21 protein-coding genes and 1 pseudogene are annotated in these 24,937 nt (G+C 62.7%); 12 read left to right on the forward strand and 10 right to left on the reverse strand.

What is annotated here, in order from left to right:
• Nucleotides 1-3 precede the first annotated feature (3 nt).
• From ACJ8PL_RS07690 to ACJ8PL_RS07705, 4 genes are all read right to left on the reverse strand, one after another.
• Complete coding sequence (locus ACJ8PL_RS07690; protein ID WP_016927844.1) at nucleotides 4-453, reverse strand: toxin-activating lysine-acyltransferase; 450 nt, start codon at nucleotides 451-453, stop codon at nucleotides 4-6.
• An 18-nt stretch (nucleotides 454-471) separates the two neighbouring features.
• Nucleotides 472-1,998, reverse strand: coding sequence for a hypothetical protein (locus ACJ8PL_RS07695; protein WP_016927843.1), 1,527 nt, complete (start codon nucleotides 1,996-1,998; stop codon nucleotides 472-474).
• Nucleotides 1,999-2,076: 78 nt separating this feature from the next.
• Complete coding sequence (locus ACJ8PL_RS07700) at nucleotides 2,077-2,364, reverse strand: E492 group microcin (protein ID WP_125460888.1); 288 nt, start codon at nucleotides 2,362-2,364, stop codon at nucleotides 2,077-2,079.
• Nucleotides 2,361-2,636 (reverse strand): hypothetical protein, encoded by a 276-nt coding sequence (locus tag ACJ8PL_RS07705; RefSeq protein ID WP_131818048.1) that lies wholly within the window; start codon nucleotides 2,634-2,636, stop codon nucleotides 2,361-2,363. The genes ACJ8PL_RS07700 and ACJ8PL_RS07705 overlap by 4 nt, the downstream gene beginning before the upstream one ends.
• Nucleotides 2,637-2,951: 315 nt before the next feature.
• Between ACJ8PL_RS07705 and dcp the strand changes: the two genes are divergently transcribed.
• A complete protein-coding gene (gene dcp / locus ACJ8PL_RS07710) occupies nucleotides 2,952-5,153 on the forward strand; it encodes a peptidyl-dipeptidase Dcp (protein ID WP_028128196.1) in 2,202 nt (733 codons plus the stop codon).
• A 71-nt stretch (nucleotides 5,154-5,224) separates the two neighbouring features.
• Here the strand turns inward: dcp and ACJ8PL_RS07715 are convergent, their stop codons facing one another.
• From ACJ8PL_RS07715 to ACJ8PL_RS07735, 5 genes are all read right to left on the reverse strand, one after another.
• The gene (locus tag ACJ8PL_RS07715; RefSeq protein ID WP_016927840.1) at nucleotides 5,225-6,535 is read right to left on the reverse strand and encodes an MFS transporter; all 1,311 of its coding nucleotides are present in this window, start codon (nucleotides 6,533-6,535) and stop codon (nucleotides 5,225-5,227) included.
• 142 nt (nucleotides 6,536-6,677) lie between these two features.
• On the reverse strand, nucleotides 6,678-7,307 hold the full coding sequence (locus ACJ8PL_RS07720; protein WP_016927839.1) for an N-carbamoylsarcosine amidohydrolase: 630 nt from the start codon (nucleotides 7,305-7,307) through the stop codon (nucleotides 6,678-6,680).
• A gap of 9 nt (nucleotides 7,308-7,316) precedes the next feature.
• Entirely contained in the window at nucleotides 7,317-8,069 is a 753-nt protein-coding gene (locus tag ACJ8PL_RS07725) for a maleate cis-trans isomerase family protein (RefSeq protein ID WP_097102109.1), read from the reverse strand.
• A 15-nt stretch (nucleotides 8,070-8,084) separates the two neighbouring features.
• Nucleotides 8,085-8,879 carry an alpha/beta fold hydrolase gene (locus ACJ8PL_RS07730; RefSeq protein WP_442531022.1) on the reverse strand — a complete coding sequence of 265 codons (795 nt, stop codon included), beginning with the start codon at nucleotides 8,877-8,879 and terminating at the stop codon, nucleotides 8,085-8,087.
• A complete protein-coding gene (locus tag ACJ8PL_RS07735) occupies nucleotides 8,876-10,027 on the reverse strand; it encodes an FAD-dependent monooxygenase (RefSeq protein ID WP_033634195.1) in 1,152 nt (383 codons plus the stop codon). The genes ACJ8PL_RS07730 and ACJ8PL_RS07735 overlap by 4 nt, the downstream gene beginning before the upstream one ends.
• 326 nt (nucleotides 10,028-10,353) lie before the next feature.
• On the opposite strand from ACJ8PL_RS07735, the gene ACJ8PL_RS07740 reads away from it, so the two are divergent.
• From ACJ8PL_RS07740 to ACJ8PL_RS07755, 4 genes are all read left to right on the forward strand, one after another.
• Complete coding sequence (locus ACJ8PL_RS07740; protein ID WP_442531023.1) at nucleotides 10,354-11,412, forward strand: 2,5-dihydroxypyridine 5,6-dioxygenase; 1,059 nt, start codon at nucleotides 10,354-10,356, stop codon at nucleotides 11,410-11,412.
• 66 nt (nucleotides 11,413-11,478) lie between these two features.
• Nucleotides 11,479-11,952: a MarR family winged helix-turn-helix transcriptional regulator gene (locus tag ACJ8PL_RS07745; protein ID WP_028128198.1), complete on the forward strand. Its 474-nt coding sequence runs from the start codon at nucleotides 11,479-11,481 to the stop codon at nucleotides 11,950-11,952.
• Nucleotides 11,953-12,037: 85 nt separating this feature from the next.
• Nucleotides 12,038-12,580, forward strand: coding sequence for a (2Fe-2S)-binding protein (locus tag ACJ8PL_RS07750; RefSeq protein WP_033640422.1), 543 nt, complete (start codon nucleotides 12,038-12,040; stop codon nucleotides 12,578-12,580).
• Nucleotides 12,573-16,142 (forward strand): molybdopterin cofactor-binding domain-containing protein, encoded by a 3,570-nt coding sequence (locus ACJ8PL_RS07755; RefSeq protein ID WP_442531024.1) that lies wholly within the window; start codon nucleotides 12,573-12,575, stop codon nucleotides 16,140-16,142. The genes ACJ8PL_RS07750 and ACJ8PL_RS07755 overlap by 8 nt, the downstream gene beginning before the upstream one ends.
• Before the next feature lie 6 nt (nucleotides 16,143-16,148).
• Here ACJ8PL_RS07755 and ACJ8PL_RS07760 read toward each other — a convergent pair whose 3' ends face one another.
• Nucleotides 16,149-17,030, reverse strand: a complete 882-nt coding sequence (locus tag ACJ8PL_RS07760) for a LysR family transcriptional regulator (RefSeq protein WP_033640419.1) — start codon at nucleotides 17,028-17,030, stop codon at nucleotides 16,149-16,151.
• Nucleotides 17,031-17,137: 107 nt separating this feature from the next.
• Between ACJ8PL_RS07760 and ACJ8PL_RS07765 the strand changes: the two genes are divergently transcribed.
• The 7 genes and pseudogenes from ACJ8PL_RS07765 (at nucleotide 17,138) to ACJ8PL_RS07795 (ending at nucleotide 24,909) form a co-directional block, all read left to right on the forward strand.
• Nucleotides 17,138-17,881 carry a sulfite exporter TauE/SafE family protein gene (locus ACJ8PL_RS07765; protein WP_442531026.1) on the forward strand — a complete coding sequence of 248 codons (744 nt, stop codon included), beginning with the start codon at nucleotides 17,138-17,140 and terminating at the stop codon, nucleotides 17,879-17,881.
• A gap of 138 nt (nucleotides 17,882-18,019) precedes the next feature.
• A pseudogene (locus ACJ8PL_RS07770) lies at nucleotides 18,020-18,481 on the forward strand (ATP-binding cassette domain-containing protein); the annotation flags it as partial.
• A gap of 334 nt (nucleotides 18,482-18,815) precedes the next feature.
• Complete coding sequence (locus ACJ8PL_RS07775; RefSeq protein ID WP_442531027.1) at nucleotides 18,816-19,871, forward strand: P1 family peptidase; 1,056 nt, start codon at nucleotides 18,816-18,818, stop codon at nucleotides 19,869-19,871.
• Between the two features lie 16 nt (nucleotides 19,872-19,887).
• Nucleotides 19,888-20,712 carry a M55 family metallopeptidase gene (locus ACJ8PL_RS07780; protein ID WP_442531029.1) on the forward strand — a complete coding sequence of 275 codons (825 nt, stop codon included), beginning with the start codon at nucleotides 19,888-19,890 and terminating at the stop codon, nucleotides 20,710-20,712.
• Nucleotides 20,713-20,912: 200 nt separating this feature from the next.
• Nucleotides 20,913-23,135 carry a xanthine dehydrogenase family protein molybdopterin-binding subunit gene (locus ACJ8PL_RS07785; RefSeq protein ID WP_079449264.1) on the forward strand — a complete coding sequence of 741 codons (2,223 nt, stop codon included), beginning with the start codon at nucleotides 20,913-20,915 and terminating at the stop codon, nucleotides 23,133-23,135.
• Nucleotides 23,135-23,593, forward strand: coding sequence for a (2Fe-2S)-binding protein (locus ACJ8PL_RS07790; RefSeq protein WP_016927823.1), 459 nt, complete (start codon nucleotides 23,135-23,137; stop codon nucleotides 23,591-23,593). The genes ACJ8PL_RS07785 and ACJ8PL_RS07790 overlap by 1 nt, the downstream gene beginning before the upstream one ends.
• 11 nt (nucleotides 23,594-23,604) lie before the next feature.
• On the forward strand, nucleotides 23,605-24,909 hold the full coding sequence (locus tag ACJ8PL_RS07795) for a c-type cytochrome (RefSeq protein WP_016927822.1): 1,305 nt from the start codon (nucleotides 23,605-23,607) through the stop codon (nucleotides 24,907-24,909).
• Nucleotides 24,910-24,937: the final 28 nt, after the last annotated feature.

The raw sequence follows: 24,937 nt of genomic DNA on the forward strand, positions 1-24,937 counted from the left end.
CAATTATTTTTCTTTATTTTTTACAGTCATCAGTCTGCCCGTTCGGCGGGAGCGCCACACAATCGTGCGGCGTTCTACGATGGGGTGAACTCTTTTAAGGTGTTCCAAACATAAATGCGCGCTGCCTGGCTTGCAGCAAAAATCTAAAATACACAGCGTGCCGCCCTCATCCCATTCTGAGTTATGGAGAAGAAACTGCGGGTCGTTAATAAATCGACTCAGCGTCTCATCTCTCAGGTAGGCCCAAGTTATATACCCTATCGGGTTATCCAAATGGTCGAATAATATTTTAAATTGGTTTTGATTAATCGCTTCCTGAGTCCATAGCTGCAACGTTTTTATATGGTACAAACTGTAATTTTTATTCATCAACATACAGTTAACGGCGAAGCCCAGGCTCTCGTATTGACTGAACCTACTTTTACCCTGCTGGTTTTCTTTGATAAAACTCACGAAATATCCTCAGCGTTGTTATTGTAATACGTTGATCGCCTGGCGCTCGAAACGGTCGAGATAGGTTTGCAATTGTTCGGTGATCTCGCTGACTTCGCCGCGCCAGCCGGCAATTTCTTGAAAAATCACTTCACGGCGCATGAACGTGCGGGAACCCAACCTTCTGGTGACGGTCTGCTTCATCGCCAGTTGTAATCCGGCGGAGGTTTGAGCTGCTGATGTTTCCTGAAGGTATTGCGCGTATAACCGACGGAACGCCAGAGAAAATCTCTCCTCCGCGGTCGTACCCTGTTGTTCGGCGGGAACCCTTACGGGCGCGTCGATGAGCCGGTGCAACAGGGCAATCGCCGGATGAGCATTCCCCAGGCCAAGACCTTGTCGACGGGTAAAGACGCCGGGAGCCAAATCGAACATTTTTTGCAAGCGTTCGCCTAAGGCGAACCACTCGGCGGTGAGAGGCAGGCGTTGTAAAAATGCAGGGTCAAAACCCGCCATACCGAGATTATCCAGCAGGCAGGCTCGTTTATAGGCCATGTTGAAGGCCGCACCGATGCCTTGGTGCGCTGCCGCGAGAAATGCCGGGCCGAATTGATGTTTGGCTAAATAAAAAGCGAGATCTTGCAAGCCTCTCAGCAACAAAGGGGCGTCTTCATTGAGCTTGTTGTGTTGAATGTAGCTGCGCCCGGGATCGCGACGTTCTGCGGGAAAAACACTGCGAACACCATGAAAGTCCAGCAGCCTGCCGGCCATATCGCAATTGGAGGGTGAGGTCATCATCACCAAATGCCGGGTGCGGCAGTACGCGATCTGCGTCGCGAGACGCCGGGCAAGCTCGCAGAGCCCGTAGAATGCTTGTTCTTCCTGGGGCAATGCCAACCAGCTTGCGGCGTCAAACTCCGGGGGACGAGGCAGAAAAGCCGGTGCGGCGACAATCAGCTTTTCGACCCGCTGAATATCCGAAGGCTGCCTTTGCATTGCGTCATGAGGATGATAGTAGGGTGCGCGGCAAAAATGTGCAGGGCGCACGACGGGCTCACGCACCAGCAACGCCTTGCGGTTATGGGGACTTCTCGCCGATTCAGGAGATATGGCGGCTAAGGGGCTATCGGTCAACAAGATCGCCTTATTGGGCACGGCACCGTAAGGCAGCAGTTTGGCCATGACGTTCCCCCATAATGCCTCCAATACTGCGCCGGTCATCGTCAACTCGCCATCGACATGCTTTGCCCCTTGACCGACTAACGCATTAGCCCCAATACCTTTAACCTGCCAACGCCCATCAAAGCCACAGCGTGCTCCGCCGCCGTTGCGCGAAATAGCGCCGCCGCCATAACGTTCGGCGAAAAAGACTTTTTCATCGTTTAAGCGCGGCGTACCGTCATCAAAAATAGCATGGCGATTATTTTCTTCGATGAGATAGCTGGTCTCTTTTTTCAGTTCGTCTTGTTCGGCAGGGCTTAATGCATTGTGCCAGAGTAATTGAGAACCTGTCTTTTTTGCGACGAAAGGGATCAAGCTTTCGTGAAGCATGGCGAGCTTTGTCATTTTTTAATCGTTATTTTTATTGGTGCAGAGTAAGTTAAATCCCGGCCTTATTGCACAAGGAATAATAAGACTGTTTTTTTAATTTGATGAATCCGGTGTTGAAAGTGAAGACGAAGGTGAAGGGCGGCCACCGCCACTGCCATTCCAGGTTGGGCCCATAGGAACCTGTGGAATAGCAACGTTAACCGGCATGTGTGGTGCGGCTTGAATAGCTATTTCCGTCCCGACGCCCACAGCTAAGGATACGGGGGTGGGTAATTTCGCTATTGTGCTCAGGCTACCGACAATGAGCGAAGTCGGATTATAAGAGTCGTTGCCGTCAGATCCGTTAATACATGACAATTCAACTTCCGTTAAGGCTCTCATTTAAACTCCTTCTTGCGAGAGGTGATAGATAAAACAAGCGAAAAAATAATCGCCATCGGCAAACCATAACTGGCCGTGGTTTTAAGGGCGGCCGTATCCAAAAGGATCGCCTGGCGCTGCAGGCAGTAGTCTAAAAATACGGCAAGGGGAAATATCAAGAACAGCATAACGATGTGGTACGCGCGCACGCCTTTTTTCTTCGCGTTTTTATAGATCGCACTGATAATGAGGATGAAAATGACAATAAGAACTATTTCCGTTATAAGGTACAATTTGATTAGCTCCATTAATCAAAATTTACATCAAGTTACATTGGGTAACCTGATAAGTCAACAGGGTATTTTATGATTCCTCTTTATTTATCATGGTATTGAATTAATTAATCATAAAATGATTACTTTTTGTGACTATGTGTCGATGATGAAAAATAAAGATGTCAAAGAAGCGTTTGGCCGCGGTCGGCGAGGCGGTTAACTTCTAATCACTTGTTTTTGCTCAAACTGCCAACTGCGCCTAAGCTAGGTGATGACTCTGAGGGAGCCATTCCCCGAGACCTTATTCCGTGAACATGGAGGAGTTTCGATTTGATGCGTTTATCCACATTGGTGCTGGCGATCGGCATGGCGCTGGGCTCGCAGGCACAGGCAGCAGAAACCCAACCTCACGCCGACCATAGCGCGCTGCCCAGCGGCCAGGCGAAGGAGGCTACCGTGACCGGTGAAGCCAATCAGCACGACAAGCAAAAGACTCAGAATCCGTTCTTCTATCAAAGCCGCCTGCCGTTCCAGGCGCCGCCGTTCAACCTGATCAAGGAAAGCGACTACGCGCCGGCGATCGAAGCGGGCATCAAGCAAAAGCGGGAAGAGGTGGAGAAGATCGCCAACAACCCGGCCAAGCCCAACTTCAAGAATACCTTTGTGGCGCTGGAGCAGGCCGGTTCGCTGCTGACGCGGGTGATGAACGTGTTTGGCGCCATGACCTCGGCCAACACCAGCGACGCGCTGCAGAAGCTGGATGAAGAAACCTCGCCGAAGCTGGCGGCGCTGAACGACGACATCATGCTCAACGGCAAGCTGTTCGCGCGCATCAAGGCCATCTATCAAGATCGCGATGCGCTGAAGCTGGATCCGGAGTCGCGTCGGCTGGTGGAAGTCACCTATAAGAACTTCGAGCTGGCGGGCGCCAACCTGTCGGACGCCGACAAGGCCAAGCTTAAGGCGCTGAACCAGGAAGCGGCGACGCTGAGCACCCAGTTCACCAACAAACTGCTGGCGGCGAGCAAAAACGGCGCGCTGGCGATAACCGACCCGGCGAAGCTGGACGGTCTGTCCGAAGGTGAGCTGGCCGCGGCAGCGCAGGCGGCCGCCGAGCGCAAGCTGGAGAAACAGTGGCTGTTGGTGCTGCAGAACACCACCCAGCAGCCGCTGCTGCAGAGCCTGAAAGATCGCGACACCCGCAAAGCGCTGTTCGACGCCTCCTGGACGCGTGCGGAGAAGGGGGACGGCAACGATACCCGCCAGACCATTTCCCGTCTGGCCAAGGTGCGCGCCGAGCAGGCCAAACTGCTGGGCTACCCGAACTACGCCGCCTGGAAGCTGCAAAACCAGATGGCCAAAACGCCGGATGCCGCGCTGAGCTTTATGCGCAACATCGTGCCGGCGGCCACCGCGCGCGCCGAGCGTGAAGCCAAAGACATTCAGGCGGTGATCGATCAGCAGAAAGGCGACTTCAAGGTGCAGGCCTGGGACTGGCAGTTCTATGCTGAACAGGTGCGCAAGGCCAAGTACGATCTGGACGAATCGCAGATCAAACCTTACTTCGAGCTGAACAATGTGCTGAACAACGGCGTGTTCTACGCCGCCAACCTGCTGTACGGCATCAGCTTCAAAGAACGCAAGGACATTCCGGTCTACCAGCCGGACGTCAAGGTGTATGAAGTGTTCGACAAGGACGGCAAATCGCTGGCGCTGTTCTACACCGACTACTTCAAGCGCGACAACAAAGGCGGCGGCGCCTGGATGAGCAACTTCGTCGATCAGTCGAAGCTCAACGGCACCAAGCCGGTGATCTACAACGTCGCCAACTTCACCAAACCGGCGCCGGGGCAGCCGGCGCTGCTGTCGTATGACGACGTGATCACCATGTTCCACGAGTTCGGCCACGCGCTGCACGGCATGTTCGCCGATCAGGAATACCCGAGCCTGTCGGGCACCAACACCGCGCGCGATTTCGTCGAGTTCCCGTCGCAGTTCAACGAGCACTGGGTCAGCGATCCGAAAGTGTTCAGCCACTTCGCCAAGCACTACCAGACCGGCGAGGCGATGCCGCAGGAACTGGTCGACAAGATCAAGAAGGCCGACAAGTTCAACAAGGGCTACAGCATGACCGAGCTGCTGTCCGCCGCGCTGCTGGACATGCACTGGCACATGCTGACCGCCGATCAGCCGCAGCAGGACGTGGACAAGTTCGAGGCCGAGTCGCTGCAAAAAGACAAGGTGGATCTCAGCTATGTGCCGCCGCGCTACCGTTCCAGCTACTTCCAGCACATCTGGGGTAACGGCTACGCCGCGGGCTACTACGCCTATCTGTGGACGGAAATGCTGGCGGACGACGCCTTCCAGTGGTTCACCGAGCACGGTGGCCTGACCGCCGAAAACGGCCAGCGTTTCCGCGACATGATCCTGTCGCGCGGCAACAGCCAGGATCTGGAGAAGCTGTACATCGACTGGCGCGGCAAAGAGCCGAGCATTGAACCGATGCTGATCAATCGCGGGTTGAAGGACGAGTAAGTTCGGCCACTCCCGATAAGCAAACAAAAGGGCGCGTTATGCGCCCTTCGTCTTTTTGGCGTGGCCGACATTCAGCGGTTCACCACCTTGGCCGGCAGGGCCACCACCAGCAGCGAGCTGAGCAGCAGGCAGCCGGCGAAGGCCCAGAGCGCGCCGCCGCTCTTGCCGGTCAGATCCAGCGCCAGCCCCATCAGCGAATTGCTCACCAGCCCGGCGATGTTGGCCAGCGAACAGGCCAGCGCGAAGCCGGTCGCCGCCGCCGTGCCGCGCAGGAAGGTGGCCGGCAGACTGAAGAACACCGGCACCGCGCCGATGATCGCCGCCTGGGCGATGGAGAACAGCAGCACCGTGGCCAGCGCGTTGTGAGTAAAGAAGGTGCTGCCGGCCATCGCCAACGCGCCGATGATAAACGGCACGATGATATGCCAGCGCCGTTCGCGCAGCCGGTCCGAACTGCTGCCGATCAGCAGCATGCCGAGCAGGGCGGCGACGCTGGGGATCGCCGTCAGATAGCCGATGGTGGTGATGTCGGTGACGCCGGCGGTTTTGATGAAGGTCGGCATCCAAAAGCCCATGGCGTAGGCGCTGAGCAGAATAGCGAAGTCGATGCCGCCGAGCATCCACACCTTCAGGTTGAAGAAGCCGTCGCGGAAGCTGTGCTTGCCGTGATCGGCCTCGGCGTCGTCGCGCGCCAGATCGTCGGCGATGCGTTGCTTCTCCTCGGGCGTCAGCCACTTGGCCTGCTGATAAGTGTTAGGCAACAGCCAGAAGGTCAACACGCCCAACAGCACGCTGGGAATGCCCTCCAGCAGAAACAGCCACTGCCAGCCGTGCAGCCCGTGGCGCATGTCGAAATGGCCCATGATCCAGCCGGAGAGCGGCCCGCCGATCACGCTGGACAGCGGCAGGCCGATCATGAACAGCGCGATGATGCGGCCGCGGCGATAGGTCGGGAACCACAGCGTCAGGTAAAAGAGCACGCCGGGCAGGAAACCGGCCTCCGCCACGCCGAGCAAAAAGCGAATGACGTAGAACTGGGTCGGCGTGGTGACGAACATGGTGGCGGTGGACAGCAACCCCCAGGTGATCATGATGCGGGCGATCCACATCTTGGCGCCGACGCGCTGCAGGATCAGGTTGCTCGGCACCTCGAACAGAATATAGCCGACGAAGAACAGCCCGGCGCCCAGACCAAAGGCCGCTTCGCTCAGCTGCAGCGCGTCGGCCATCTGCAGCTTGGCCAGCCCGACGTTGATGCGATCGAGGTAGGCCGCCAGGTAGCACAGGCAAAGAAACGGGATCAGTTTCCAGGTGATTTTGCGGTACAGCAGCAGCGATTCTGCGTCCGCTTTCCCCGCCAGCGGGGTGTCGACAATGGCCATGATGTTGTCTCCAGGTGGTGCGTGTTGGCCTCCGCAGGAGGCGCCTGTTGTGTTTGCGTTGCATGGGCGCCGCCCTGTTTCGGGCGGTCGCGTGAGGCGCTGTCTGCGCCTTCGTTATTGTCGTTGCAGGTGAATCGTTGACTCATAACCGGTTCAGGTAGTCGAGCGCCTCCTGTTTGTGCACCACATCGCCGTATTTGCTGTCGATGTCGAACAGGTTGGCTTCGTGCGGGCCGGGGTGACGATCGCCGACGCACTCGCGCACCACCATGGCGCGAAAGCCGTGCTGCACCGCATCCACCGCGCTGGCGCGGATGCAGCCGCTGGTGGAACAGCCGATCATCAGCAGCGTGTCGATCCCTTGTGCCACCAGCAGCGGCGCCAGCGCGGTGCCGAAGAAGGCGCTGGCGTATTGCTTGCTCAGCACCACCTCATCGGCCAGCGGCGCCACCGGCGGGCAGAACGCCGCCAGCGGGTTGCCCGCCACCATGTCTTTCATCACCGGCGCTTTCTTCACCCACAGGCCGCCATCGGCAAAATGGCCTGCATGATAGCGGATATGGGTGTGGATCACCGGAATTCCCGTTCGGCGCGCGCAGGCCAGCAGCTCGCGGCTTTCCTCGACCGCGCTGACTACGCCCGGCGCGAACAGCGGCGCGCCTTCGGTGGTGTAGGCCTGCATAAAGTCGATCGCCAGCAGCGCCGGGCGCCGGCCGAAGCCGATGCGCTGGCCCCAGACGCCGCGATAGTTGTCGCTGAGGGTGTCGTTCATTCTGCCTCCTCAATAAGCGCCGGACAGCAGGGCGCCGGCGCCGGGAACGATCGGTTCCAGCTCCAGCGCGGTCAGCATCGCGTAAGTGGTGGCGATGGCGGCGGTGATCACCGGTTTGCCGGTTTGGGCCTCCACCGTCGGGACGGCCGGCAGCGAAGGCATCTGCACGCAGGCGGACAGCACGATAGCATCGACCTCGCGTAAGTCCATCTCGGCGACGATCCCCGGCAGCCTGGCCGGATCGTGCCGGCCGACGTCGAGGTTGTCCGAGATCTCCAGCGCGCGCCATACCTTGACCTCGATGCCTTCGTGCTGGATGTAGTCCACCACCAGCTGGGTCAGCGGTTTCATGTAGGGCGCCACCAGCGCGATGCGTTTGGCGCCGATCACCTTCAGGCCGTTGACCAGCGCGCCGGCGCTGCTGATGACCGGCGCGGCGGCCTGATTGTCTTTCGTCACCTGCGCCAGCCGGGCCTGCGATTCGCGGTGGTAACCCAGCCCCATCGCCATGATGGCCACCAGGCAGGCGTAGCCGAGCACGTCGACCCGCGCGTCGGACAGCTCCAGCGCGCAGCGATCGGACTCGGCGTCCATCGCCGCCAATTCTTCTTTATTGACGTGTTTCATGCGCATGCGGCTGGAGTGAAAGGTGAAACGCTCCGGGCGTATCAGCTGGCGCGCGCCCAGCATCGCCGGGATCTCGGTTTCCATCGTGGTGTTGGAGCTGGGCACGATCTGGCCGATGCGGTAGTGGTTGCTCATGTCGGTGTTCCTCAGTTAATCCAGAAAATCGCCCAGGGCGCGGAAGAAGCCGTCGAAATCGTCCCACGGGATCATGTGTCCGGCGTTCTCGACCTCGACGATGGCGATCTCCGGCTGCAGCGCGCGGATCTCCGCCCGGTCTTCGGGCTGAATGACGCCGCCTTTGCCCGCCGCCATCAACAGCGTCGGCATGGTCAGCTGCGGGTAGTCGCGGTGGCTGTCCACCTGATGAAAATCGTCGTAGGCGCGTTGGATCGCCGGCTCGTAGCAGGTATGCAGCCACTCGGCGCGCAGCTGGCGCTGTTCTTCGCTCCAGGTTGGGCAAAAGGCGCGCATCTGCTCGGCGCTCATACCCGGCAGCGACTGCCGGATGGAGTCGGCGTACCACGGCCATTGGCCGGGATAGGCGCGGCGGCCGGGGCCGGAAACCGGCGGATCGACCAGCACCAGCCGCCACACGCCGGCGGGCCGCAAAGCGGCTGCGCGCAGGGCGAAGCGGGCACCCATCGAATGGCCGAGCAGGGCGTAACTGTCCAGGTTCAGCGCGGCGGCGAAGGCGCTGACGTCCTGTGCGCAGGTCTCTGTGTCATAAGCCAGTTCCGGGCCGCTGGACGACAAACCGCGGCCGCGCACGTCGAGCACGTAGACGTCGTATTTTTCCCCCAGCCGCTCGGCGACGAAGCCCCAGGTGATCGCCGGGCTGGTGATGCCGGGGACCAGGATCAGCGCCGGGCCGTGGCCGCCGTAGCGCAGATAGTGTTGGCGAATGTCGTTGGCGTGAACGTGGGCGCCGTAGAGGAAGGTGCTCATGCGGCGTTCTCCGATTTCAGCGCTTGCGCATACAGGTCATAGCCGTAAACCCAGGCCGGATCTTCCTGGGTGCGCAGGAAGGTGTTGGCGTTGGACACCGCCTGCACCCTGGATGCGCGCTCCTTGCGGTTGGCTTCATACAGCTGGAAAGCGGTGCGGTAGTCGCTGAGGCCGGTTTCCTGCAGGCAGCGGGTCAGCATGGCGGCGTCTTCGATCGCCATCGCCGCGCCCTGCGCCATGTGCGGTTTCATCGGATGGCAGGCGTCGCCGAGCAGCACCAGACGGCCTTCGCTCCACAGCGGCAGCGGTTTGCGGTTCAGCAATGGCCATTTGGTGACCTGTTCGCTGGATTCGATCAGCGCCTGCACGATCGGGTGGTAGCCGGCGAAGGTCTCGAACATCTCTTCGCGGCTGCTGTCGATGAAGCTGCCCTGGAAATCCCAGGCCGGGTGCGGCACGCCGCTGACGTAGTAATACTCGTCGCGCCGTTGGGTGGTGTAGTAGACCATCAGATGGCGGTCCGCCGACCACCACTTCACGCAGTCTTCGAACGTCAGATTGTATTTCGCCAGCTTCTCGCCGCGGATCAGCGCGCGGTGGGCCACCCAGCCGCTGTAGGTCGGCGCTTCAGCGCCCAGCAGGTGCTCGCGAATGCGCGAGTTGATGCCATCGGCGCCGATCACGATATCGGCGTGGGCCGAGGTGCCGTCGACGAAGTTCAGCACCACCTCGTCACCGCGATCTTCAATCTTGCTCAGGCACTTGCCGAAGTGCAGGGTGCCGGGCTGCAGCGCGGAGAGCTGCAACGCCTGCAAATCGCCGCGGTGCACCGTCACATAGGCGGCACCGTACTCCCGGCGGGCGAAGGCGCCCAGTTCGATGCGCGACAGGTAGTCGCCGCTTTCGGCGTCGCGGCTGAACCAGAAATCGGGATGAGACGCCATCTGCTCCAACCGTTGCTCAATACCGAGGCGGCGGAAAATCTTCAGTACGTTCGGCCCCATGTGAATGCCCGCGCCGAGGCGTGAGAACGCCGGGCTCTGTTCATACAGATCGACGGTAAAGCCGGCTTTTTGCAGCAGCCCGGCGGCGGCGGCGCCCCCCAGCCCGGCGCCGACGACGGCGATGCGTGGTTGTTTGCTCATCATGTTTCCCCTTTCTGTTGGCTTTTTTCAGCGTAGGCCCAACGCGTGGCTGGACGATCGATTTATAGTGTATGCGCTAGATAACGAAAAGTTGCAAAAGTGTTAAATCAGATCTCGCTCACGCTAATTGACAGCGTGTTACTGTTAAACTCATGTTAATCACAGGATTGATGCGGGATGAAATAGGACTTTCTTATGGTGGATATTCGCAGCTTGCTTTCCTTTGCTTTTTTGACTTAGATGAAATGAGTGTGTTCGCTTTAAATTGTTTGAAAAATCACCGCCGCCTTGCGGGCGTCGGTGACCCTTGACGAGACAGGAGACAGGCCATGGCGGTCAATGAAACCCAGTTGGTACAGCTGTTCGAGCAGGTGCTTACGCTGTCGAAGGTCGATGCTTCGCAGAGCGTGGCGATTTTGAAAAGCCATTATTCCGATGCGCGCACGGTGCGCGCCGCGACCGACGCGGCGCTGCGGCTGGGCGCCAGGGTGTATGCCGTCGAACTGCCGGCATTCAACCATCCGCGAGCGATGGGCAACGACATGACCGCCTATTGCGGCGATACCGCGCTGACCGGCAATCTGGCGGCGCAGCGTGCGCTGGAGGCCGCCGACCTGATCGTCGATACCATGATGCTGCTGCATTCGCCGGAGCAGGAACAGATCCTGAAAACCGGCACCCGCATCCTGCTGGCGGTGGAGCCGCCGGAGGTGCTGGCGCGCATGTTGCCCAACGCGGAGGACAAGGCGCGGGTGCTGGCCGCCGCCGCCGTGCTGGAGCAGGCGAAGATGATGCAGGTGACCTCTGCCGCCGGCAGCGATTTCCGCGCGCCGCTGGGGCAATACCCGACGGTGACCGAGTACGGCTATGCCGATGAACCGGGGCGCTGGGATCACTGGCCGAGCGGTTTCCTGTTCACCTGGCCGAATGAGGAACAGGCGGAAGGGGTGCTGGTGCTGGAGGTCGGCGATATCTTGCTGCCGTTCAAAAGCTATGCGCGCGAACGCATCACGCTGGAGATCGAACAAGGGTTCGTCACCCGGATTCACGGCGGCTTCGAGGCGGAATACCTGCGCGAATACATGAAATACTTCGACGATCCGGAGGTGTACGGCATCTCGCACATCGGCTGGGGTCTGCAGCCGCGCGCCCAGTGGACGGCGATGGGCCTGCACGACAAGAACGACGGCATGTGCATGGACGCGCGCGCGTTCTACGGCAACTTCCTGTTCTCCACCGGGCCGAACACCGAAGTGGGCGGCACGCGCAAAACGCCTTGCCATATGGATATCGCGCTGCGCCGCTGCGACATTCGCCTCGACGGGCAAACGGTGGTGGCGGACGGTGAAGTGGTGGCGCCGGAGGCGTCGCGCGTGCACCGGGCGTAATCGTTGCTGCCAACGGCGGGGGTTTGTACTATTCTCGTGGATTCCATAGATGGTGAGAGTAACGCAATGACGCCCCCCGAATACCCGTCAGCCGTGAGCGGCCAACCCGAAAATTATCATTTTACCGAGCAAGTCGGGCACCTGCTGCGCAAGGTTTATCAGCGCCACGTGGCGATTTTCCAGCAAAACGTCGGCGATTCGCAGCTGACGGCGGTGCAGTTCATCACCCTGTGCGCGGTGCGCGATATGGGGCCGAGCTCGCTGACCGAGCTGGTGCAGGTGACGGCGGTGGATCAGGCCACCATCCGCGGCATCGTCGAACGGCTGAAGGCGCGCGATCTGATCACGGTGACGCCGGATCCGATCGATCGGCGCAAGGTGGTGGTCGGCCTCACTGACGCCGGCGGCGCGCTGCTGGCGGAAACGGTGCCGCAGGCGGCGAAAATCACAGAACTGACGTTCGGTACGCTGAACCCGGCCGAACGGATAGCGCTGATATTCCTGCTGAATAAAATGCTGGAAGAGCCTGCCACCGGCTGATTCGCCCGCGCAACGTCGGTTGCCTGGTGGTCGGCGGCGAGAGGCCAGCCCATAAGATCATCACGTGCAGGCGGAGACGCGAACAATGGCGATATCTGAAGTGCAATCGCCCAGGGACGGCGCGAAAACCACGCTGACGGAGCATCCGCTGATGCTGTCGGTGAACGGCGAACAGCTTCATGCGCAGGTGATGGCGGATACGCCGCTCTTGCTGGTACTGCGCAACGATCTGGCGCTCAACGGCCCGAAATACGGCTGCGGCCTGGGCGAATGCGGCGCGTGCACCGTGCTGATCGACGGCGTGGCGGCGCGCTCCTGCGTGATCCCGGCGCTCGGCGTGTCCGGCCGGGCGATCGTGACCCTGGAAGGCCTTGGCGATCGCCAGCGCCCGCACCCGGTGCAGCGCGCCTTTATCGAAGAGCAGGCGGCGCAATGCGGCTACTGTCTCAATGGCATGATCATGACCACCAAAGCCCTGTTGGATCGCAATCCCGCCCCGAGCGAGGCGGAGATCCGTCAGGCGCTGTCCGGCAACCTGTGCCGCTGCGGCACCCATCTCGAAATCCTGCGTGCGGTTCAGCGCGCCATCATTCTCTGCCGCGATGAGGACGCCCACGCCCATGACTGATTCCCGTGTCCCATCGCCGAGCCAGGCCGACTTGCTGCAGCGCGACGGCGTGCTGCTGATCGTCGACAGCGTGCAACCGCCGCCGGGGCTGGTGCCCAAGGGGCAAACGCCGGTGCTGAAGCCCAAAGAGCAGGGGCTGTTTATCGCCCTGTGCGGCAGCGGCGAAATCTATGCCTTTAACGGCCATGTCGATCTCGGCACCGGCGTGCGCACCGCGCTCGGGCAGATCGTCGCCGAAGAGCTGTACCTGCGCATGGATCAGGTGCAAATGGTGTTGGGCGATACCGAACGCGCGCCGAATCAGGGCGCTACCATCGCCAGCGCCACGCTGCAGATCTCCGCCGTGCCGCTGCGCAACGCCGCCGCCGAGGCGCGCCGTTGGCTGTTGCGCCAGGCGGCGCAGCGCTTCGATGCGCCGGTGGAACAGCTGACGCTGGAAGAGGGCGTGATCCGCAGCCCGCAGGGGCAGGCGCTCAGCTACGCCGATCTGGTGGCCGGCGACCATGTCGAACTGCCGATTTCCGGCGACGCGCCGCTGAAACCGCAGGCGGAATATCGCCTGGTGGGCACCAGCGCCGCGCGCGTCGATATTCCGGCCAAGGCGACCGGCGAAACCACCTACGTACACGATATGCGCCTGCCGAACATGCTGCACGGTCGGGTGGTGCGGCCGCCCTATGCCGGGTACGACAGCGGCGAATTCGTCGGCACCAGTCTGCTGGCGGTGGACGAAACCTCGATCGCGCATATTCCCGGCATCGTCAAACTGGTGGTGATCGGCGATTTCATCGGCATTGTCGCCGAGCGCGAAGAGCAGGCGATTAAGGCGGCGCAGGCGCTGCAGGTCAGCTGGAAAGACTGGCGCCGCAATTTGCCGCAGATGACCGACGTGGCGCAGGCGCTGCGCGACAACCCGCATTCGACCCGGGTGGTGCACGATACCGGCGACGTGGACGCGGCGCTGGCTGCGGCTGACAGGCGTTTCACCCGCAGCTACCTGTGGCCGTATCAGCTTCATGCCTCTATTGGCCCTTCCTGCGCGCTGGCGGACTACCGACCGGAGCGTCTGCAGGTCTGGTCAGGCAGCCAGAACCCGCACCTGCTGCGCGCCGATCTGGCCTGGCTGCTGGAGTACCCGGAAGCGCAGATCGAGATCGTTCGCATGGAGGCGGCCGGCTGCTATGGCCGCAATTGCGCCGATGACGTCTGCGCCGACGCGGCGCTGCTGTCGCGCGCGGTGGGCCGGCCGGTGCGGGTGCAGCTGACCCGCGAGCAAGAGCATGTGTGGGAACCGAAGGGCACGGCGCAGCTGATGGAGGTGGACGGCGGGCTGGACGCCGCCGGGCACCCGGTCGCCTACGATTTTCGCACCTATTATCCTTCCAACGGCGCGCCGACGCTGGCGCTGTTGCTGACCGGCCGGGTCGAGCCGCTGCCGGTGGCCTATGAAATGGGCGACCGCACCTCGGTGCCGCCTTATGAGTATCCGGCGCTGCGCGTCAGCATCGAGGACATGGCGCCGATCGTGCGCGCCTCCTGGATGCGCGGCGTTTCCGCCTTGCCCAACACCTTCGCCCACGAGTCTTATATCGATGAGCTGGCCCACGCCGCCGGCGTCGATCCGCTGGAGTATCGGCTGCGCTACATCCATGATGAACGCGCCAGTGAACTGATGCGCAGCACCGCAGAACGCGCCGGCTGGACGCCGCATACCGAACCGATGCAGACCCCGGCGGAAGACGGCGTGCTGCGCGGGCGCGGCTTTGCCTACGCCCGTTACATCCACAGCAAGTTTCCCGGCTTTGGCGCGGCCTGGGCCGCCTGGGTGGCCGACGTGGCGATCGACAAAGCCAGCGGCGAAGTGGCGGTGACGCGCATCGTGGTCGGCCACGACGCGGGCATGATGGTCAACCCGGACGGCGTGCGCCACCAAATTCACGGCAACGTATTGCAATCGACCAGCCGGGTATTGAAAGAGCGCGTGACCTTTGAGGAATCGACGGTCTCCGCCAAAGAGTGGGGGGCTTACCCGATCCTGACCTTCCCGGAGGTGCCGGAGGTGGACGTGGTGATGATGCCGCGCCCTTACGATCCGCCGCTGGGCGCCGGGGAGTCGGCATCGGTGCCCAGCGCGGCGGCCATCGCCAACGCGGTGTTCGACGCCACCGGCATTCGTTTTCGCGAGCTGCCGATCACCTCGGACAAGCTGCGAGAGGCGTTGAACGGGCCGGACGCCGAGCGGCAGGCCGCGCCGCCCAAGAAAAAGAAGCGCGGCAAATGGTGGTTCGGTGGCGCGGCGGGGCTGTTCGGCGCCGTGCTGGGCATCGCCGGCAGCGCCTTGCCGTGGCGGGCGGAGATCGCGCCGGTGGCGACGCCCGGCGCCGGCACCTGGTCGGCCGCCACGCTGGAGCGCGGTCGTCAATTGGCCGCCGCCGGAGACTGCGCGGTTTGCCATACCGCGTCGGAAGGGGCGACCAACGCCGGCGGGTTGGCGATGGCGACGCCGTTCGGCACGCTCTACAGCACCAACATTACCCCGGACGTGGCGACCGGCATCGGCAACTGGTCGTTTACCGCATTCGATCGGGCGATGCGTCAGGGCATCGCCCGCGACGGCCGCCACCTCTATCCGGCATTTCCTTACACGGCATTCAGTAAAATGACCGACGGCGACATGCAGGCGCTGTACGCTTATCTGATGTCGCAACCGGCGGTGCGCCAGAGCAATCCGGCCAATCAGATGCGCTTCCCGTTTAACCTGCGGCCGCTGATGGCCGGCTGGAACGCGCTGTTCCTGCGCCAGGGGGAATATCAACCCGATCCGCAACAAAGCGCGCAGTGGAATCGCGGCGCCTATCTGGTCAACGGGCTCGGTCACTGCGCCGCCTGCCATTCGCCGCGCAATCTGCTGGGGGCGGAAAAGGGCGGCGCGGCTTTCCTGGCGGGGGGGATGGTGGACGGGTGGGAAGCGCCGGCGCTGAATCAATTGGCCAACGCGGACAAACCCTGGACCGAGGAACAGCTGTTTCAGTACTTCCGCAGCGGGCATTCCGCCGAGCACGGCGTGGCGGCCGGGCCGATGGGGCCGGTGGTCAGCGAACTGGCGACGTTGCCGCAGAGCGATCTGCGGGCGATGGCCAACTATGTGATGTCGCTGAGCGCCAAGGCGACGCTGAATGTGGAACCGCAGGCGCAGTTGGCGGCCCGCGCGTTGCCTGCGGGTCAACTGGCGGGCGAGCGGTTGTTTCAGGGCGCTTGCCAGGCCTGCCACAGCGCCGCCGCCGGCGGGCCGCAGCTGTTCGGCATCAGCCCGGATCTGGCCAATAACACCAATATCTTCAGCGATCGCCCCGATAACCTGATCAAGGTGATCCTGCAAGGGATCCCCAAACCGGCCACCGCCGAATTGGGCTTTATGCCGGGCTTTAAGGACAGCTTTTCCGATCGGCAGGTGACGGCGCTGGTGAATTATCTGCGCCAACGCTATGCCGGCGACAAACCGGCCTGGCGCGACGTGGAGGCTCAGGTGGCGCGGCTGCGCGCAGAGCCGGGCACGCACTGAGCCGCCTCAGGCTTGGCGCAGGAACGCCACCAGCCGCTGCGCCGGCAGCGGCAGCTGCGCCAGGTCACGCACCGCGATCGACAGGCGTCGGGTCGCCCACTCGTCCGTCAGCGGCAGGGCGCCGTGTCGGATCTCCGGATGGCGTTGGGCGCTCTCTTCCGGCACCACCGCCAGCCCGGCGCCGCGCAGCACCATGCGGCAGATGGCGTCGAAATTAGCCGCACGCGCCCGCAGCCGCATCGGGCCGCCGCTGCGTATCGCCAGCTGTTCCAGATGCTGTTGCAGCGCACTCTCTTCCGGCAGACCGATGAAATCAAAAGGCAGGGCGTCCGCAAAGCTGAGCGTGCGGCGGCCGCTGAGCGCATGCCCCGGCGGCAGCGCCAGCACCAGACGATCCTGGCGAAAAGGGTAACTTGTCAGCCCGCGCAGATCGGCGTGGTCCGCCACGATGCCGATATCCGCCGCCCGTTCGGCGATGGCCTGCGCGATGGCCGGGCTGGGCAGCTCCTCCAGCGCGATGTCGGTGTGCGGGTGCAGCACCAGAAAATCCGCCAACAGCTCCGGCAGAAAAGCGTCGGCGGCGACGGTATTGGCGACGATGCGCAGCTGGCTGCGCTGGCCCGGTGCGAACTCGGCCATATCACCCCGCAGCCGGTCGCGCTGTTGCAGCAGCACACGCGCGTGTTGCAACAGGCGCTCACCGGCGGACGTCGCCTGGACGCCGCGCGGATTGCGCGTCAACAGCGCCACGCCGGCCTGTTGTTCCAGCCCGCGCATGCGGGCGCTGGCGGCGGCCAGCGACAGCCCGACGCGCTCGGCGCCGGCGGTGATGCTGCCGGTTTCGAGCACCGCCGCCAACAGCCGCAGATCGATAAAGTCAAAATGCATGCGTTCTTCCTCTGTCTTTGCCGCAGGCAGGCTCTGCCATTGCCGCATTGTGCCGCGGCGCGGCGCCGGCCACAATCGGGCCGTTGATTCGCCATAAGGATAGACGCATGTCGCTGACGTTACTCGAGATTATCGCCCTGACGGGCATTTTTACGCTGGCCGGCACGGTCAAAGGGGCGATCGGTCTGGGGTTGCCGACGGTGTCGATGGGGTTGCTCAGCCTGATGATGCCGCCGGGGCAGGCCGCCGCGTTGCTGCTGTTGCCCTCGCTGATCACCAACCTGTGGCAGTTGCTGTGCGGGCCGTGGTTGGGGGCGCTATGCCGGCGGCTCTGGCCGATGATGCTGTGCGTCATGCTGGGCACGTTATTGAGCGCCGGCGCGCTCACCGACATCGACGGCCGCCTGGCGCCGCTGGCGCTGGGCGTTTGCCTGATCGGCTATGCGCTGCTGGGTTTTACCCGTTTCGACTGGCGCGTTTCCGCCACGGCAGAGCCTTGGCTGGGACCGCTGTGTGGCCTGGTGACCGGTACGTTGACCGGCGCCACCGGCGTATTCGTCATACCGGCGGTGCCCTATCTGAACGCATTGGGCCTGGCGCGTGACGATCTGGTGCAGGCGCTGGGGTTGTCGTTCACCGTCTCGACGCTAGCGCTGGCCGCCGGATTAGCCTGGCATCAGGCGCTGCCCGCTACGCTGCTCGGCGGTTCGCTGTTGGCGCTGTTGCCGGCGCTTGCCGGCATGTGGCTGGGGGAGAGGGTGCGTCGTCATTGGCGCCCGCAGCTGTTCCGCCGCCTCTTCTTTATTGGGTTATTAATCTTGGGCGTTGAGATTATTTGGCGATTCAATTAATTGAATCGATAGTGCCTACGTGTAATTAGGTTCGGTATATTATTCCGGGTTTTATTTTAATATGATGGGTTGCAATGTTTAGAACACACTTTTCTTATTGGTTTTTTCATGAAATACAGGATAGTTATGGATTGTTATTCGGGGCGGGTTGAGGTGAACGGCGTCGATATCCGGCAGCTCGGCATCAACAACTACCACAAAATGATTGCCTGCGTGATGCAGGACGACAAACTGTTCTCCGGCTCGATCCGGGAAAATATCTGCGGGTTCGCGGACGAGATGGATGATGCCTGGATGGAAGCCTGTGCCCGTGCCAGCTATCTGCATGAGGTGATCATGCGCATGCCGATGGGGTATGAAACCCCGATCGGCGAGTTGGGGGAGGGATTGTCCGGCGGGCAAAAACAACGGTTATTCATAGCCCGGGCAATCTACAAAAAACCGGCTATTTTGTTCCTGGACGAGGCCACCAGCGCGCTGGATAAGGAGAGCGAAGCTGCCGTGAATCAGGCAATTAAGAGACTCAACATCACTAAGCTGATCATTGCCCATCGTGAAACGACCATTGCGTCGGCAGATCGAGTTATACATTTTGGATAAGGGGGATATCACCCGCGGCACCGGCCATTTACACTGTTTTTCCCCCTAAAAACCCAATAGGTTCAGGCCGCCGATGCCGCCGCCAATGACGATTGCTTTCATCGGGCTGTTCTCCTCGCATGGCGATAACCGAAGCGGCGATTATCGTACCCGCTAGCCGGGGCGGTGGCGCGCGGGCTGACGTAGGGGGGCGGCCGCAAACGCAAAGTGGTGCAGGCAATGAACGGCGATGGGGCAAGGCTATTTTTGCTGCTCGCTTCGGCTTTCAATTTACGGCGCGGCGCATTGCGCGATATTCTGGTTTTCTGATGGGCTGACGGCGGATGAGGGAACCATGACAGACAGCCAGGCGTTTGAACAACAAAGCCTCGACAATCTGCTGAGCTATTGGCGGCGCCATCGCCGCCTGCCGGGCGCGCGCTATCCGGCCGGCCCGACCGACACCCTGTGCGACGTGCCGGGCGTCAGCGTCGGGCATCACACGCTGGCCGACGGCGAATGCCAGACCGGCGTTAGCGCCATCGTGCCGCCGGGCGATCTGTTTAACCAGCCGCTGCCGTGTGGCAGCGCGGTGCTCAACGGCTTCGCCAAGCCGCTGGGGCTGGTGCAGCTGAACGAGCTGGGGGTGCTGCAAACGCCTATTCTGCTGAGCAACACCTTCGCCGTCGGCACGCTGTTCAACGCAATGGTGCGGCGCAGCTGTCTGCGTTACCCGCAGATCGGCCGCGGCAGCGCCACCATTAACCCCCTGGTGCTGGAGTGCAACGACGGTTACCTCAACGATATTCAGGCGATGGCGGTGCGTGAGGAGCACGTCTTCAGCGCGCTGGATAACCATTCCACCCGCTTTGCGCGCGGCAGCGTCGGCGCCGGGCGCGGCATGAGCAGTTTCGGCTTGAAGGGCGGCATCGGCACCGCCTCACGCTATTGCCCTGGGCTTGGCACCACGCTCGGCGTGCTGGTGCTGGCCAATTTCGGCACCCTCGACTCGCTGACGCTGAGCGGCGTGCGCGTCGGCCAGGCGCTGGGCAAACTGTTGGCGGACCCGCCGCCGCAGGTGGACGCCGGTTCGGTCATCATCATCATCGCCTGCGATCGGGCGCTGGACAGCCGCCAGCTGAACCGCATCGCCCGCCGCGCGGGCGCGGGTCTGGGGCGGGTAGGCAGCCATTGGGGGCACGGCTCCGGCGACATCGCGCTGGCGTTCTCCACCCGGTTGCTGGGGGCCACGCTGCCGGACGAACGGCTGGAGCCGCTGTTTGCGGCGGCCGCGGACGCCACCGAATATGCGGTGTTGGATGCGTTGCTGAGCGCCGAGGGCGTCAGCGGTTTCCAGCAGCATGCGCGCGTGGCGCTGGGCCCGCTGCTCGATCGGCTGGCGGCAAATTAAATAACGGGAGTGTGATGTGAAAGTCTTTATCTCTGCGGATATCGAGGGTATTGCCGGCGTGATGCGGCCGGAGCAGTGCAACCCGGGCCATGCCGACTATGCGGCGGCGCGCGAGCTGATGGAGCAGGAGGTCAACGCCGCCATCGACGGCGCTTTCGCCGGCGGCTCCACCGAGGTGACGGTGGCCGACAGCCACGCCATGATGCAGAACCTGCGCGCCGATCGCATCGATGCGCGGGCGCGCCTGGTGCAGGGCAAACCGCGCGGGTTGTCGATGGTGGAAGGGCTGCAGCATCAACGTTACGATGGCCTGATGTGCATCGGTTATCACAGCGCCGCCGGCGAACGCGGCGTGCTGGCGCATACCATCAACGGTCGGGCCTTTTATCGCGTCAGCCTGAACGGCGAGGTCGTAGGCGAAAGCGATCTGTATGCGGCGATGGCGGCGGAGTTGAACGTGCCGTTGTGGCTGGTGAGCGGTGACGACGAGCTGCAACGTTGGATCGCTGAACGTTATCCGCAATCCGGCTATGTTTGCGTAAAACGCGCCCTCTCGCAAACCGCCGCCGAATCGCTCAGCCCACAGCGGGCGCGGGCGGAGATCCGCGAGCGGGCGATGCAACAGGTGCGCCAGGGCGCCAGACTGCCGGTGGAGCGCCGTTTTATGCCGCCTTACCGGCTGACGCTGATGGCGGCCAAACCGGTGCTGGCGGATCTGTTCAGCCTGGTGCCCGGCGTGGAGCGCCAGGACGCGCTCACCGTGGCCTTCGACAGCGACAACATGGCGGTGCAAATCAACCTGCTCAGCGTTTTCTCCTCTCTGGCGGCGACGCAGAGCTGACCCCGGTGCGGGTGTCTGCCCGCACCGCACGATTCTCCAATAGAAAAACCCTCTTCAACATTAAGTCTACTGGATAATAGGCTACGCTAATTATTGCTCTGTTGCGCTATATCACCTGACGGACGCGACAAGCCATTCCCATAACAAGATTTGTTTCGCCGAAGGCAGTGACGCCTTCGGTTTTTTTGGAGTCATGAGCAATGAGCATATCCCAAGTTCCGCTTTCGCGGCGGCGGTTTATCGTCGGCGCCGGGGCGTTGGTGATCGGCGCCTATCTGCCGTCCACCGGCGCGCTGGCGCGTTCGGCTGCCCCGACCGCCTCCGGCGCGGCGGCGTTAGACGCCAACGCCTTCGTTCAGATCGGCGCCGACGGCGTCGTCACCGTCATCAGTAAACACACCGAAGTGGGCCAGGGGGTCTATACCGGCATGGCGACGCTGGTCGCCGAAGAGCTCGACGCCGATTGGGCACAGGTGCGGGTCGTGGCCGCGCCGGTGGACACCAATATCTACAAAAACCTGGCCTTCGGATTCCAGGGCACCGGCGGTTCCAGCTCGGTGGCCAATGCCTATGAGCAAATGCGGCGTATGGGCGCCATGGCGCGCGCGCTGCTGGTGCAGGCCGCCGCGCAGAGCTGGAAAACCTCGGCGCAGGAAATCACCGTGCAGGCGGGCAAGATCCGCCATGCCGCCAGCGGGCGCGAAGCGGGCTTCGGCGAATTCGCCGCGCTGGCCGCCACGCTGCCGCCGCCCGATCCCGCCAGCCTGACGCTGAAGGATCCGGCCAATTTCACCCTGATCGGCAAAACGCGCGGTTTGCACCGCGTCGATTCGCTGGCGAAAACCAATGGCAGCGCGCAGTTCTCGCAGGATATCCACGAGCCGGACATGCTGACCGTCACCATCAAGAAACCGCCGCGTTTCGGCGGCAAAGTGGCGACCTTCGACGCCGAGCGGGCGCTGGCGGTGCCGGGCGTGGTGGCGGTGAAGCAGGTCGCCACCGGCGTGGCGGTTTACGCCAAAAACACCTGGGCGGCGATCCAGGGGCGGGAACGGCTGCGGGTCACCTGGGACGACGCGCAGGCCGAACGGCGCAACACCGAGGAGATCTACGCCGAATTCCGCCAGGTGGCGCAGAAAACCGGCGTGGTGGCGAAGAGCCACGGCAAGCCGGACGAGGTGTTCGATAAGGCCGACAAGGTGATCGAGGCCGAATACACCTTCCCGTACGTCGCGCACGCGCCGATGGAGCCGCTGGACGGCTATCTGTTCTGGGACGGCGAGAGCGTCAAGGCGCGCTACGGCTGCCAAATCCAGACGCTCGATCACAAGCAATTGTGCGATCTGTTCGAGTTGCCGCCGGACAAGGTGCAGATTGAAACCATTCTGGCGGGCGGCAGCTTCGGCCGGCGCATCGATTTAGGCAACCCGACGCTGGGGCCGGATCTGGCGGCCGACATGGCGGCGGCGGCCAAGGGCATCGGCCCCGGCCACGGCGTGAAGGTGGTGTGGACGCGCGAGGACGACATCCGCAACGGCTGGTATCGCCCGATGATCCTGCACCGCCTGCGCGGCGCCATTCGGGGCGGCAAAGTGGTGGGCTGGACCGATACCGTGGTCGGCCACTCCTGGACGCGCCACAGCGCGATGGATGCGCTGGTGGTCAACGGCCTCGATCAGATGATGGTCGAGGGCGCCAGCGAGGTCTCATACACCTTCGAAGCCTTCCGCTGCGATGCGCATATCGTGCCCGGCAAGGTGCCGACCACCTCTCTGCGGTCGGTCGCCAGCACCCACACCGGCCACGCGGTGGAGAGCTTTATCGATCAGCTGTTGCAGGAAACCGGCCAGGATCCGGTCGAAGGGCGGCTGGCGCTGATGGGCGATGCGCCGCGCGCGGCGGGCGTGCTGCGGGCGGTAGCGAAAGCCGCCGGCTGGCAGGGCGCTAAAGTGGTAGACGGACGCGCGCGCGGCGTGGGCGTCGCCAAGGCGTTCGACACCTATGTGGCGCAGGTGGCCGAGGTGTCGATCGGCGAAGGCGGCATCCCCAAAGTGCATAAAGTGTGGTGCGCGGTGGACTGCGGCGTGGCGGTGAATCCCGACGTGATCCGCGCGCAGATCGAGGGCGGCATCGGCTACGGCCTGAGCCTGGCGCTGTACGGCAATATCACGCTGAAAGACGGCGTGGTCGAACAGTCCAATTTCAATAACTTCCGCCCGCTGCGCATCGATGAGATGCCGGAGATCGAGGTGATCATCGTGCCTTCGACCGAGAAACCGACCGGCGTGGGCGAGCTGGGGGTGCCGACCATCGCCCCGGCGGTCGGCAATGCGCTGGCGCTGCTTGGGCGGCCGCGCACCTCGCTGAGCCTGCCGCTGCATAATCCCACTGCGAATCCGGCGTCTGACAAGGAGAGAACCTGATGATTCATTTAACCGTAAACGATCAGCCGCTGACTTTCGAGGGCGATCCGCACATGCCGCTGCTGTGGTTTCTGCGTGACGAAGCCGGCTTGACCGGCACCAAATTCGGCTGCGGCATCGCCATGTGCGGCGCCTGTACCGTGCATCTGGACGGCGTGCCGGTGCGTTCGTGCATGACGCCGGTCTCCGCCGCCGTCGGCAAAAAAATCACCACCATCGAAGCCGTGGGCGCCACGCCGGAAGGCAAGGCGGTGCAGGAAGCCTGGCTTGATCTGGACGTGGTGCAGTGCGGTTACTGCCAGTCCGGCCAGATCATGAGCGCCAGCGCGCTGCTGGCGCAAAGCAAGAATCCGAGCGATGCGGACATCGACGCGGCGATGGGCGGCAACGTTTGCCGTTGCGCCACCTATGTGCGCATTCGCGCCGCCATCCACCAGGCCGCCAAGGCGTTGGGTTAGGGAGAGATGCGATGAGCAATGCCTTGAAAGGGCTGTTATGGCTGATTATCGCCGTGGTGGTGTTGGCGGGAGGATACGCGCTGTATACGCTGCTGCGGCCCACCGGCGCTGAGCCTGCGGCGCCGATCGCCGGGGCGCCGGCCGGCATGACCGACAAACTGGCGCGCGGCGAGTACCTGGCGCGCGCCGCCGACTGCGTGGCGTGCCACACCGCGCCGGGCGGCACGCCTTATGCGGGCGGCTTCGCCTTCAAGCTGCCGTTCGGCACCATTTACGGCACCAACATCACCGCCGACAAGGAAACCGGCATCGGCAACTGGAGCGACGATCAGTTCGTGCGCGCGGTGCGTGAGGGCATCGGCCCACAGGGCAACCTGTATCCGGCGATGCCTTATACTTCCTACACCGGGCTGAGCCGCGATGACGTGCTGGCGATCAAGGATTATCTGTTCAGTCTGCCGCCGGTGAAACAGGCCAACCCGCAAAACGAGCTGTCGTTCCCGTTCAACCAGCGTTGGGGCATGAAATTCTGGAACCTGGCGTTCTTCCAGGAGCAGCGTTTCGCGCCGGATCTCAACAAGGATGAACAGTGGAATCGCGGCGCCTATCTGGCGACGGCGCTCGGCCACTGCGGCGAGTGCCATACGCCGCGCAATCTGGGGTTCGGTCTTAACCAGAGCAAGCACCTGAGCGGTGAAGTGGTGCAGGGCTGGTTCGCCGCCAACATCACGCCGGACAAACAGACCGGCATCGGCGGCTGGAGCGACCAGCAACTGTCGCAATATCTGGCCACCGGCCATGCGCCGGGGCGCAGCAGCGCCGCCGGTCCGATGGCGGAAGCGGTGGAAAACAGCCTGCAGTTCCTGACGCCGGAAGATAATCTGGCGCTGGTGAAATACCTGCGCGACATCGAACCCATCGCCGGCGACAGCGCGGCGGCGGTGAACTTGCAGCCGAAGGGCGCGGGGGCTTCCACCCCGATCCTGCCGGGCGGGCAAGACAGCTCGCTCGGGCGGCGGATGTTCGCCAACGACTGCAGCGGCTGCCACCAGTGGAACGGGCCGGGCCGCCAGAGCGAGTATGCTTCGCTGGTGGGCAGCACGGCGGTGAACGATCCGCAGGGGCGCAGCGTGGTGCAGGCTATCCTGAAGGGGACGAGCATCAGCGTCGGCGAGCGGCATGAGATGATGCCGTCGTTCGGCAGCGCGTATTCCGACGAGGAAGTGGCGGCGGTCGCCAACTTCGTGGTCGGCCACTTCGGCGATAAGCAGGGCAGCGTCACCGCCAAACAGGTGGCGGAGCAGCGCAAGCAGTAACGAAAAGCGGCGAGGGAGATTCTCCCTC

This window comes from Serratia sp. CY83965 (assembly GCF_052166375.1).
Taxonomy (GTDB): Bacteria; Pseudomonadota; Gammaproteobacteria; order Enterobacterales; family Enterobacteriaceae; genus Serratia; species Serratia marcescens.

Bases quoted from the DNA above. Each gene is read 5' to 3' on its own strand.
- ACJ8PL_RS07750 (WP_033640422.1), top strand. From the start codon at position 12,038: ATGGCGATATCTGAAGTGCAATCGCCCAGGGACGGCGCGAAAACCACG.
- ACJ8PL_RS07795 (WP_016927822.1), top strand. From the start codon at position 23,605: ATGAGCAATGCCTTGAAAGGGCTGTTATGGCTGATTATCGCCGTGGTG.
- ACJ8PL_RS07775 (WP_442531027.1), top strand. From the start codon at position 18,816: ATGACAGACAGCCAGGCGTTTGAACAACAAAGCCTCGACAATCTGCTG.
- ACJ8PL_RS07735 (WP_033634195.1), bottom strand. From the start codon at position 10,027: ATGATGAGCAAACAACCACGCATCGCCGTCGTCGGCGCCGGGCTGGGG.
- ACJ8PL_RS07790 (WP_016927823.1), top strand. From the start codon at position 23,135: ATGATTCATTTAACCGTAAACGATCAGCCGCTGACTTTCGAGGGCGAT.
- ACJ8PL_RS07725 (WP_097102109.1), bottom strand. From the start codon at position 8,069: ATGAGCAACCACTACCGCATCGGCCAGATCGTGCCCAGCTCCAACACC.
- ACJ8PL_RS07730 (WP_442531022.1), bottom strand. From the start codon at position 8,879: ATGAGCACCTTCCTCTACGGCGCCCACGTTCACGCCAACGACATTCGC.
- ACJ8PL_RS07760 (WP_033640419.1), bottom strand. From the start codon at position 17,030: ATGCATTTTGACTTTATCGATCTGCGGCTGTTGGCGGCGGTGCTCGAA.
- ACJ8PL_RS07785 (WP_079449264.1), top strand. From the start codon at position 20,913: ATGAGCATATCCCAAGTTCCGCTTTCGCGGCGGCGGTTTATCGTCGGC.
- ACJ8PL_RS07740 (WP_442531023.1), top strand. From the start codon at position 10,354: ATGGCGGTCAATGAAACCCAGTTGGTACAGCTGTTCGAGCAGGTGCTT.
- ACJ8PL_RS07745 (WP_028128198.1), top strand. From the start codon at position 11,479: ATGACGCCCCCCGAATACCCGTCAGCCGTGAGCGGCCAACCCGAAAAT.
- dcp (WP_028128196.1), top strand. From the start codon at position 2,952: ATGCGTTTATCCACATTGGTGCTGGCGATCGGCATGGCGCTGGGCTCG.
- ACJ8PL_RS07715 (WP_016927840.1), bottom strand. From the start codon at position 6,535: ATGGCCATTGTCGACACCCCGCTGGCGGGGAAAGCGGACGCAGAATCG.
- ACJ8PL_RS07720 (WP_016927839.1), bottom strand. From the start codon at position 7,307: ATGAACGACACCCTCAGCGACAACTATCGCGGCGTCTGGGGCCAGCGC.
- ACJ8PL_RS07695 (WP_016927843.1), bottom strand. From the start codon at position 1,998: ATGACAAAGCTCGCCATGCTTCACGAAAGCTTGATCCCTTTCGTCGCA.
- ACJ8PL_RS07700 (WP_125460888.1), bottom strand. From the start codon at position 2,364: ATGAGAGCCTTAACGGAAGTTGAATTGTCATGTATTAACGGATCTGAC.
- ACJ8PL_RS07755 (WP_442531024.1), top strand. From the start codon at position 12,573: ATGACTGATTCCCGTGTCCCATCGCCGAGCCAGGCCGACTTGCTGCAG.
- ACJ8PL_RS07765 (WP_442531026.1), top strand. From the start codon at position 17,138: ATGTCGCTGACGTTACTCGAGATTATCGCCCTGACGGGCATTTTTACG.